General features: G+C 34.9%; 7 protein-coding genes. 1 reads left to right on the top strand and 6 read right to left on the bottom strand.

The window, feature by feature from the left end:
* Positions 1 to 267 precede the first annotated feature (267 nt).
* The 3 genes from ACHRV5_RS06240 to ACHRV5_RS06230 form a co-directional block, all read right to left on the bottom strand.
* Positions 268 to 1,911 (bottom strand): DUF6377 domain-containing protein, encoded by a 1,644-nt coding sequence (locus ACHRV5_RS06240; protein ID WP_395426141.1) that lies wholly within the window; start codon positions 1,909 to 1,911, stop codon positions 268 to 270.
* A 393-nt stretch (positions 1,912 to 2,304) separates the two neighbouring features.
* On the bottom strand, positions 2,305 to 4,569 hold the full coding sequence (locus tag ACHRV5_RS06235) for an acyl-CoA dehydrogenase (RefSeq protein ID WP_395426140.1): 2,265 nt from the start codon (positions 4,567 to 4,569) through the stop codon (positions 2,305 to 2,307).
* Positions 4,570 to 5,097: 528 nt separating this feature from the next.
* On the bottom strand, positions 5,098 to 6,012 hold the full coding sequence (locus tag ACHRV5_RS06230; RefSeq protein ID WP_395426139.1) for an EamA family transporter: 915 nt from the start codon (positions 6,010 to 6,012) through the stop codon (positions 5,098 to 5,100).
* A gap of 102 nt (positions 6,013 to 6,114) precedes the next feature.
* On the opposite strand from ACHRV5_RS06230, the gene ACHRV5_RS06225 reads away from it, so the two are divergent.
* Entirely contained in the window at positions 6,115 to 7,533 is a 1,419-nt protein-coding gene (locus tag ACHRV5_RS06225; RefSeq protein WP_230001745.1) for a PLP-dependent aminotransferase family protein, read from the top strand.
* Positions 7,534 to 8,512: 979 nt separating this feature from the next.
* Here ACHRV5_RS06225 and ACHRV5_RS06220 read toward each other — a convergent pair.
* From ACHRV5_RS06220 to ACHRV5_RS06210, 3 genes are all read right to left on the bottom strand, one after another.
* Positions 8,513 to 9,460 carry a bestrophin family protein gene (locus tag ACHRV5_RS06220; RefSeq protein ID WP_047776416.1) on the bottom strand — a complete coding sequence of 316 codons (948 nt, stop codon included), beginning with the start codon at positions 9,458 to 9,460 and terminating at the stop codon, positions 8,513 to 8,515.
* A gap of 48 nt (positions 9,461 to 9,508) precedes the next feature.
* Entirely contained in the window at positions 9,509 to 10,231 is a 723-nt protein-coding gene (locus tag ACHRV5_RS06215; RefSeq protein ID WP_395426138.1) for a hypothetical protein, read from the bottom strand.
* A gap of 78 nt (positions 10,232 to 10,309) precedes the next feature.
* On the bottom strand, positions 10,310 to 11,713 hold the full coding sequence (locus ACHRV5_RS06210) for a HAMP domain-containing sensor histidine kinase (protein WP_047776587.1): 1,404 nt from the start codon (positions 11,711 to 11,713) through the stop codon (positions 10,310 to 10,312).
* Position 11,714 lies beyond the last annotated feature (1 nt).

Below are 11,714 nucleotides of genomic sequence, written 5' to 3'. Positions count from 1 at the left end.
GTTTGGAAAAATTGTGATTTTCTTGAAGCGTCTTAGATGGTCAATTCTAAATTTATCTTTCTATGTGATAAGATAGTATGCGACACCATTATACCCAACGCATTCTTTTAAAAAGTGTCTTTTAATACTATTGTAAAGCTAAAACGTTATAGTACACGTTACATTTCTAAACGAAAAAAAGTAGTGATTTAAAAAATTAAAATACTAACAAACAACAAGTTAACAAATTAATAAGCCAAAAAAAAGTAGTACTTTTAAAATAAATCCTTAGGTTTTCAAGGAAATTAAACCGATTTTCATGACCATTTCTTCGAAATCATTTCGCGAAACAGCGGCTTTATTTCGGGCTCTGGTGCGGTAATTATAAATCGTGCTTAAAGAGTAACGCAGGAAAGCAGCAATTTTTACACTGTCGGTAATCCCAAGACGGATTAAGGCAAAAATTCTGAGTTCTGTATTGAGTAATTCTCCTTGTTTTAAAACAATTTGCTCCTCTTTAATAAGCAGTTCATTAAAATCTTTTACGAAGGTTGGGTAGAGGTTTAAGAAAATACTATCGAAGTTTTTGTATAATTCCTCCAATTCTGTATCAACCAATGTGGTCGATTTTAGCATTTTGTAGATCTCATCAAATTGTTTGGCCGTAGCTTTTTTATTCAAAATGATTCGATAATTCTCTAATTTGTTGATGTAAGTAGAACAAAGACTAAAAAAATGCGCAATATATTCTTCTTTAATATGATTTGATTCTGATAATTGTGCATTACGTTCCTGCAACTGATTGTTGGTTTCGGTAATATCTTTGTTTAATTCGGCTAATTTCTGACCGCTTTCATAAAGTTCTCCACGGATTTTGGATACTTTTTTCATTTGTTTGTACACGTAAATCACCGCGACAATCAAAAATACCGAGAGTAAACTGATGCATAAAAGATAAAGTTGCAGTTCTGTTTTTCTCTTGGCTTCTTTTTCTAAATAAACCGTATTGATTATCGAATATACTTCTGACATCAAAAGTGTACGAAACTGCACATTGCAATACAAGGCATCTTCAATGGCCGATTGTGTTAGTTTATAAGCCATATCTACATCCCCTACTTCATAAAAAACCAATGCCAATTCCTGAAGGGAAGCATTGTCTTTATTTGCATTTTTTATGTCTGAGGTAGCCGAAAGGGCGTAGTATTTTTTTCTTAATTCTAATTGATGTGTTCCTTCATAAATACTCCCCAAAAGATACGCAATCATAGCATACTGAGGATTATCTTCTTTTTGATGTTGCAATAGATCAACTAATTTCTTTTGGGCAACAGCATATTTTTTTTGGTAAATCTCCTGTTGAATTTTGTTAATCTTATAATTTAAAGAGCTCGGATCTAAAACAGTCAACAAAGAGTCCCGGTACTGCTGTATTTGTTCTATGTATCTTTTGTTGTAACTGTTGGCTGCATAATGTTCAAAAAACTCGCGATATGCAATGTAATAGGTCGGAAGCAACGTAACCGACAATTTTCTTTTGTCGATACTTTTTAAAATCCCTTCCGATTCACGGTATTTTCCGGAAGAGGAATAAAGCGATACCAATTGCAGGTTGGCCAAATCGGAAAGTTCTTTATTTTGAAGTTCAGCCGCTATTCGCAGGTTCTTTTTCACATAAAAAATAGCCGAATCTGAATTGAATTTCTGGTACTCTGCATACAAAGCTTTATTATAATTGTACTCCTGTTCTTTGGTTAAATCAGCTGACTTAATTTTTTTGAAGTTCAGAATTCGTTCTTCCTTAAGTTTAACGTAATACTGCTTCTTTTTCAGAGCATCATTCAGTTTATTCAAAATAGTAGCTGTACTATCCGATGAGTAAACCGGAAAACAAATGAGAAGGGTGAAAACAAACAGAAAATATTTTTTCAAACTAATAAAAGATAAAACAGAATTACAAATATAAGTAAAGTGATAGTATAAAAGGATAAATTAAAAGAGTGACAAACATCAAAATTTTAGGGCGACAAACCTAAGGAAAACTATTATATTGGAATCTGTTTTTGATTTCATTTCTAATTTGGTTTACGAGAATTTTTTATTCCAGATACCGTTTATCGCTTCTAAAACTTTGTCTTGGTATTACACCAAATTTGAATAATCGTTGGTCCTAACCAATGGTTGTGTATGTTTGAGTCGATAGGCTTTAGCCAAAAACCTTACGAATCGCATTTTGGCTAAAGCCTTTATCATCTCCTTTTTTAATCCGTTGGTTAAAACCAACGGCAATTCAAAAAAGCCGCATCGAAATGTACTTCTAATTAATTACTTTTTTACTGCAATTGGCGCAGCCAGACAGCTCTCAGGAATATCAAAAGCATTTACCAGAGCAACAGCATCGGGACGAATATCCCAGCAAAGCTGATTGACCATTTTACGAATTGCTTTCGTTTTTACTGCTTCCATATAACCGTCTTCAAGATACCAGGCTTTATTTTTTTCTATTTGTGAAAGTGCATACAATTGATTTAGTTTTATCAGGATAGCTTTAGAATTTTCATCTTCTACCGTTTGAATCGCTGTTTGAAATTGCTCCAAAACTACTCGTTCCAAATAGGCTTGCGCTACATCTATCATTTGATGTTGTACGACATTAAAAGCATCATAAGCTTCTAAGCCTTCTTCAACCAATTTTTTGATCCTTTTTGCTGCCGATGCCAGAATTGTTTTTTCTCTGTGCTGAAAGGCCAGTAAGTGAAAGGTTCCATCCAGTAAATGCTCCTCATCTGTTTTACGCGTTGCGATCGGATTTTTCTCGGCAATGGCTGATTTTGCATTTTCATACACATAATTAATGATTCCTAAAGAACCCATTTCGCCAAATGCCTTTCTGAATTCAGACAAACGGTTTTTAGCTACCAATTGCATTAAGACGGTATTATCTCCTTCGAAAGTGGTGTAAATTTCGGTATCGTTTTTTAAGGCATTAATTCTGTTTTCAGATAAATAACCTTTTCCACCGCAAGCTTCGCGGCATTCCTGCAAAATATCTCTGGTGCTCCAAGTCGAATAGGATTTCATTCCCGCTGCTAAAGCTTCTATTTCCTGCATTTCTGATTCGGTTCGGTTCAGAAAACGACTGGTCAGGTATTGCAAAGCAAAATGCACGGCGTATGTTTTGGCTAAATGAGGCAATAACCTGCGTTGGTGCATACGGTAATTCAGAATCGGCACTTCAGAACCGCCTTCCGGACCAAATTGTCGACGTTGATCGCTATACCGAATTGCAATCGTGAGCCCCGATTTAGCAGCAGCCAAAGCCGAACGTGGAATACCAATTCGTCCTCCGACCAAAGTTCCCAACATCGTAAAAAAACGTCTGTTATCACTTGGAATCGGGCTTTCGAATTCGCCTTTGTCATTTACAGAGGCAAAACGATCGAGCATATTTTCTTTTGGAATTTCAACCTGATCAAAACTAATTGTTCCGTTATCGACACCATTCAGTCCCATTTTGTGCCCGCAATCTCCGATGGTAACTCCTTTTAAGGTATTTCCGTTTGTGTCGCGTAAAGGAACTATAAAAGCATTTACACCATAATCATGATCGTCAATAATCAGTTTAGCGAAAACGGTTGCCATTTGACCGTGAACTGCGGCGTTACCAATATATTCTTTTTGAGCATTTTTGTTTGGCGTATGAATGATAAAAGTTTGATTATTATGCTGGTAAGTTGCTGTAGTTTCAAGTCCTTTTACATTGGAACCGTGATGTGTTTCGGTCATGGCAAAACAGCCCGGAAGCTTTAAGGAACCGATATCTTTTAAATATTTTGCGTAATGTTTCTCTGTTCCCAGCGACTGAACACTCATCCCCCAAAGTCCAAATTGGACTCCAAACTTAATTACGAGACTCAAATCGTGATAACTGAGTGTTTCCATTATGGCAAAATAGTCGGCTATGTTTTCTCCTCCTCCATATTGTTTTGGATAGGCCATGTTTCCGAGATTTTCACCGGCTAAAATTTTACACCAATTGTATACGGTTTCGCGATAAACATTGATATCAGTCGAAGTTTCATAAGCAAATTCGGATTTTGAAATAATCGATTTTACCTTTTTAATAATTGCCGCTTCTTTACCATCCAGAAGTGTTGTTATTTTTTGGATGTCAAAATTAGAAGTGGTTTGAGAACTGGCGGTAAAAGAACCTGTTCTGGTTTTAAAGTTCTGAATTACTTCTTCTCCCAAAATTCCAAGATCATTTTCTAATTTTAAAAAATCAGCCTCCGCTACATAGATCGTAGAATCTTTTTCTGAAAGCGCTCCGGCAAGTTCAAAAATAGTTTTAATGGCAGGTTTGTTTTGAATGGTTTTCGCTATATCTGATTTCCATTGTTCCAATTCATTTCGCGAAGGCGGATTTGAAATATCAATTTTAGACAAAAGATACTCTTGGTCTTCGGGCGAAATTCCTGTTTTTGCAACTATAAATTCTTTTAAAGTGGCAAACTCTTTTTGGGTCAAAAGATCATCGGACCATACTAGATAAAATAACGGTATAAAGGCTTGGAGCTTGGTGTTTTTCATAACATCTTAAATCAGTTAGTGTATTTATTTTTCTGCCACAGATTCAAAGGATTTGCACTTATTTTTTTGCCGCGAATTGCACTAATTTTCGCGAATTATTTGTTGATCGTGCATCACTAAATCATTTTAATCCTTTTAATCTGTGGCATTATTTCTCCACAAAAAAATCAATCCTTAATTTGTGTAAATTCGTGTAATTCGTGGCAACATTTTTCTTGTGCTAATTTTATTCTAAAGCAGAAAATCTTTTTTTGCCACAGATTCAAAGGATTTGCACTGATTTTTTTGCCGCGAATTGCACTAATTTTCGCGAATTATTTGTGCATGTTGCATGACTAAATCATTTTAATCCTTTAATCTGTGGCATTATTTCGTGGCAAAAAATTTCAATCCTTAATTTGTGCAAATTCGTGGCACAATATTTTCTGATTTTGAATTGTCCGTAAACAAAAAAACAGAAATGAAAAATACTCATTCCTGTTTATAAATCCTGTTAAGATTCTGGTAATTTTATTGAACTACTATTTCTTATGTGTTTTTCGATGCAAGAATCCATTTTTGTCTCATTGCAAAAAGGTGATGTGAATTAAATACCAATACTGCCATAAAAATAATCCCGTACGCACCAATCTGTAAACTGCTTATTTTTTCGTGGTACACAAAATTTGCCAGACCAAAAGCAATCATTGGATTGATATTTAAAAGCATTCCAACCGTAGAGGAATTGATCCCGGAAAGCGCATACAGATTTAAGAATAACGGAAAAATGGTAAACAGAACTGCTATTGTCTCTATACACAAATAAAATTTAAACTCTGTTGGAACCGGTCCGCTGTAAAACGGGTAGAAAGGCAGTAAAACAATTGCTGCAAAAGTAATGTGAAATGTAAGTGTAATAAATTTATCAAAACCTTTATTTACTCGTTGGCTTACTAAATAGCCCGCATAGGTCAAACCAATTATAATACTAAAAAACATGTCCATTATGTCGGCATAAGACAATAACAAACAGCCTGAAACGCTTAGCCCAACAGAAACCCACTGTACTTTAGAAAGTTTTTCATGCAAAAGAAAATAAGCCAACAACGTGGTTAGAATCGGACACACCAAATACGCCAGCGAAGTTGCTTTTACACTAACATGATTCATTACATAGATAAACGTAAACCAGTTGGCCATTAGAAAAGTACTACCGCCGAAGTTTAACAAAATAGTCTTTCTTTTTTCTGCTTTTGATAATGCTTTAAAAATTTCTATCGTCTCTTTTACTCTTTTTCTTTTAAAAATAAAGACAATCAATAACATTAGAATGCTACAACTAAAAACGCGATTGAATAAAATATCTAAAGAAGGATAGTCATGAATTGGCTTTAGCGCTAAGCTAAAAAATCCCCAAATCGTATAAGCTGTAATGGCTGCTAAGTAATATTTTGTTGTTTTCACGGAATCTTCTTTTTTGCTTGATTTCTGATGAAGCAAATTTCTTAAAAATAATACAGCAATACAGATACAGTTTTTGTAAATTGCACCATAACAGTTTCTTTTATGAAAAATTCAAATTACTTATATCTACAGTTTGCTGATCGAATTGAAAAGCAAATAAAATCGGGCGTTTTGAGTGTTGGAGACAAATTACCTTCGATTCGGGAAGTCTGCTCAGAAACCGGCTACAGCATGAGTACGGTGAGCAAGGCCTACTATGAAGTTGAAAGTCGCTCTTTGATCGAATCAAGGCCGCAATCGGGTTATTATGTAAGTAATATTTCTGCCCGAACGGTTCCTGAGCCTTCAGCCAGTTCTCCTATTTTAAGCGTAAAAAATGTAGAGCGTGAAGATTTAATCGATTTGGTTTATAATGATATGAGAGCAAAAGGAGTTACGATGTTTTCATTAGGTTTTCCATCAAATGAACTTCTTCCTATTGCTAAACTGAACAAAGGCATGATTCAAGCCATGCGGTCTTTACCCAATAGTGGAACCAGTTATGAAGATCTACAGGGAAATCTAAACCTAAGAAAAGAAATCGCACGTTGGGCATTCACTTGGGGAGGATCTCCGACCGAAGATGATATTATAACCACTCCCGGTTGTGTCAATGCCATATCACATTGCCTAATGTCTTTAACCAAACCCGGAGATACTATAATCACAGAAAGTCCTGTTTATTTTGGTGTTTTACAATTGGCCAAATCTTTGGGGTTATATGTGATGGAATTACCGACCAATATTACCACAGGAATTGAATTAGATGCCGTAAAAAAAGCCATTGCTACCAAAAAAATAAAAGCCTGTGTACTGATGAGTAATTTCAGCAATCCGTCAGGAAGCATGATGCCAAATGAACATAAAAAAGAAGTCGTTCGCTTAATGGAGTTTTATAACATTCCACTTATTGAAGATGATATCCATGGGGATTTGTATTTTGGCTCCGGCCGTCCAACAAATTGTAAAACTTATGATGAAAGTGGAATTGTACTTTGCTGCAGTTCTGTTTCCAAGACATTGGCTCCCGGATATCGTGTGGGTTGGGTATTACCGGGGAAATTTAAAAAAGAAGTCCTGCGCTCTAAACTCTATCATACCATCTCCTCTCCTACCATCACACATGAGGTTGTGGGGGATTTTCTGAAAAACGGAAGATATGAAAATCATCTTCGCAAGATTCGCAAGATATTAAATCAGAATTGTAACAATTATATTAATACGGTCTTAGAATCTTTTCCAACGGGGACAAAAGTGAGTCAGCCACAAGGTGGTTTTTTCCTTTGGGTTGAACTTGATAAAAGAATAGATACGGCTGACCTTTATCATTTAGCAATGAAACATCAGATTAGTATTTCTCCCGGAAGAATCTTCTCTTTTCAGGATCAATTTTCGAATTGCATGCGTTTGAGTTTTGGCTTGCCTTGGACCAACGAGTTGAGACAATCTATACAAACTTTGGGCAAACTGGTTGATTTATAACCAAACATTCCCTGTATTGAAAGTTCATCAATGGTTTATGAGCAAAAAAAGCCACAGATTAAAGAATTAAAATGATTCATAAACTGTGACGTAAAAAAAATAAACACGAATTGCACTGATTACACTAATTAACTCGGGTTAACTTTGAAGTTCTTGGCAAAATGATCAAAATGATTTGTTAATCTGTGTGAATCATTTTAATCAGTGGCAAAAAAAATCAAACACGAATTTCACTGATTACACTAATTAACTCGGGGTAACTTTGAAATTCTTGACAAAATGATCAAAATGATTTGATAATCTGTGTGAATCATTTTAATCTGTGGCAAAAAAGAATAGACACGAATTACACTAATTTCACTAATTAACTCGGGCTAACTTTGAAATTCTTGGCAAAATGATCCAAATGATTTGATAATCTGTGTGAATCATTTTAATCTGTGGCAAAAAAAAATAGACACGAATTGCACTAATTACACTAATTAACTCACTTTGTCTTTTTTTACGAAGGTGACTCGAACGAAAGCGAATAAACCAAATAAATCTGCATTTGCTGAGCTTGTTTTTGCGGAGTTTCTTGCGGAGATTTCTCCTTCGTCGAAAGGACAAACCGTGTGTGTGTGTGTGTGTGTGTGTGTGTGTGTCGGTGTCGGTGTCGGTGTCGGTGTTAGATAAACTAAATTCTCACATCTATTTTTCCTTTTTAGACTGAACGAATATATAAGCTTAATTTTTGCTACTCCACAGGTTTTCGTGTTAATCCGTAATCTGTGTGAATCATATTAATCAATGGCAAAAAAAAATTCGCGCCAATTGGTGGAATTCACGGCAAAAAAAATTTTAGAAGCTAAAGTAATCACAAAGCTTTTTTTACCCTTTGTAGCTTCGTAGCTTTTTAAACCAAAAAAAAATACCAGGCAGTGTGAACAATAAACACACTGCCTGGCTAACAATAACAATTAAAGGACCAAAAAATTAATTATAAAACGAAATAAGCGTCGTTTTCCGCTTTTCTAGGCTCGGGTTTAAGATCAAATTCTTTGATGATATCAAATTCACTTTGATACTCATCTAACATTTGCATTAGATTCTTTTCGATTGTATTTGCAATAGCGGTAACCGGCGTATCTGTAGGCCTGTTTTCAAACGGGTCCTGCAAATGAATCGCCATTTTTTCAATTAAGAAAAAAGTACCTCCAATGATTGTAATCAAAGGAATGGCGAACCAACTTAACAAGCTGATCAATCCAAAAGGCAATAAGATAATAAACAAACACAATGTCATTCTGATATACATACTGTAGGTCGTTGGGAAAATCGTATTTTTAATACGCTCACATTTCCCCATTGCATCACACAATCTCGTTAATGTATTATCAATTTCAACTTGTTGATAGGTGTTGAAACGTTTATTTTTTCTGGCAATTCTCAAATCTCTCGCATGCAATAACAAGATCGCATTTGGAATGTTCTGATGGTTCTTTACAAAACGCAATTCTTCCTCACTTAAAAGGTCCTTAATCGGTTTTATAGCGTCTTTATTTCGTAAAGACTGTCCCAAACTAAAACACCATGCAATTTGTCTTTTAGTGAAATTTTCTTTGAATTCGTTTGCTTCAACAGAAAAATCAGGGTCTTTATAGAATGTCAACAATTGTCTGATCAAAGTTCTGGATTCGTTTACGATAGATCCCCAGATAATTCTGGCTTCCCACCATCTGTCATACGCCTGATTGGACTTAAAAGCCAATAGCAAGGATATAATCGTACCAATCATTGTTGGTATCGCAATCGGAATATCTACGGAAACATTAATAAAATAGTGATGAAAAATCTCAAACAATATCGTATAAGCCATCAATAGAGCCAATTCTACTTTTATTTTCCCAAGAACGTACTTCATTGGGATTTTCTTTTTTAACAGCATATTTTTTCGCTTTAAAGTTTAAACTTGTATTTTTTAAACATTTAAGTTTTAAGCCAATTCTTCGTAAAGTGATAATACCGGAAGTCCCAATTTATCATTCACCGTCTCTTTTTTGGTCTTTTTGAATTTGATTTTCTCGCCTTTACGGGTTTCAACCAGTAAATCAATACCGTATTTTGAAATCGCTTCAGACAAATAAGGTTCAAATTGCTCTAAGTTGTCATCAAAATTCGCCGTTTGACTTACAATTTCATAAGAGAAATTTTGACTCAAAAACTGCTGAACATCCTTTACATGCATGTTAACATTGCTGTTTTCGATATAAAGTGCTTTATTGAAGTCTTCTTTGATTGCTTCTGTACCTAAATGCAGTATAGGGCATCTTTGATTTCCGGCTAATTTTACGGAGTATTGGTGAATACGCTTTGTTTCCTGCTTGTAAGAAGGAGTCAGTATAACCAACTTCACATCAAAAGCATCAATAATACCTTTAAATATTGGTGACGAAAGTCCGAATTGGTTGTGTATTTTTATTTTGCAATTAGCAGTATGCCCTACAATATAGCGGCAGGTTTCCAGAACTTCTTCCTGGCTTAAAGTAAGACCAGTTCTCATCTCACGCAAGAAATGCGACGAAGAAAAAGAGTCGGGAGCATCTGCAACCATCATTAAAACAATCTCACAACTCGTGTTCTTTGCCTGATTAACAGCCGATTTAACAGCGCTTATGGTATCTTCTTTTAATGTAGTGGGTATAAGGAAATTTTTCATAAGTATAATTGTTTAGTTTTATACGTACAAAATAACTGCCTGAGAATTAGAAGGGTCTTAATATAAAATTAGATTTCTCTAAGATTCAATATTAGATTTTTTAATATTGGCTTTTTTATTATTATCTTTCCTAAAGACGATCGTCACAATGGTACCTTTGTCCTGCTCTGATTGTACTTGTATTTCACCATCATGCATTCGGATAATCTTAGAAGCCAAAGGAAGCCCCAAACCATACCCTATATATTTAGCGGCGATTTTACCTCTGAAGAAAGGTTCATACAAATGCGGAATATCCTCGGGAGGGATTCCGATTCCGATATCATTTATCGCAATTTTAATCCATTCCTTATTCGCGGAAAGCGATACAAAGACTTCATTATTATCTGAATATTTTACGCCATTGGTAATAATATTATTGATCGCCAGTTCTAAAAGTGGCTTATTACAAGGAATCAACAATAAATTAGAATCTTTAGGCGCAAAATTAAGCTTGATACTTACACGGTTATCCGGATAAATTTTATCCAAATCCGATTTTACATCCATCAATAATTCATCAATTCGGGCAATGTCCAGAACTTGTTTTTTTCCATCATAACCTGTCTGCGTCAGTTTTAGCAAACTTTCTGTTAGATTTCCTAATCTTGATGCCTGACTGTAAATATTTTCTAAAGACTGAATGTATTCGGATACTTCTCTTTCCTTAAGAAGCATGATCTCAGACTCTGCGATGATCGTGGTAATGGGTGTTTTTAACTCATGAGAGGCATTATTAATAAAGTTGGCCTGTATTTCAAACGAGGTTTCTAAACGGTCCAGCATATCATTAAAAGTCTCCGTCAGATCTGAAATTTCATCCGAGTTTTTAACTTCGGGCAATCGGTTGTGCAGATTAGAAGCACTTATTCGGTTTACTTCTTTGGTAATTCTTGCTACCGGATTTATAACACGTTTTGCCAAAAATCGACCTAAAAAGAACGCCAGAAATATAAAACCAATGCCTCCAAAAAGCATAATTTTGACAATATAAATAGCGGTCGTTCTTCCTTTTCTGTCTCTTGCACCGACAATTACAATATACTTTTGATTGTGTTCTGTGAAAACTTGCCCTAAATAGTACTTGCTATTAATTTCAAAATAGTCTTTTCCCGTTTTTAATATATTGGTATAAAAGTTATTGGGTAAATTAAGATTGGTATTGTAATCAAAACTGTTGGCGCTGTTTATTTTAAGGACAAACTCTTCTTCTTCGATAAGTTCTTCCAGTCCATTTTTTTTAAGATTACTGTAGTATTTTATTTTTTCAGGATCTTTCTGAAAATGAATTGACGCTACAATTTTAGCCCTGTCTTCCAGTCGTTTTAAAAAATGGTATCGGTTGTTTTCACGAAATAAAACAAAAACAACGATACATAATAGCAACGTACTAAAAGAAGAAAGAGCCACATAGGTAACCGTAATTTTTTTTCTTATATCCATT

This window comes from Flavobacterium sp. FlaQc-52 (assembly GCF_044007495.1).
Lineage (GTDB): Bacteria > Bacteroidota > Bacteroidia > Flavobacteriales > Flavobacteriaceae > Flavobacterium > Flavobacterium cupriresistens.
This window is presented reverse-complemented; position numbering and strand designations above follow the sequence as displayed.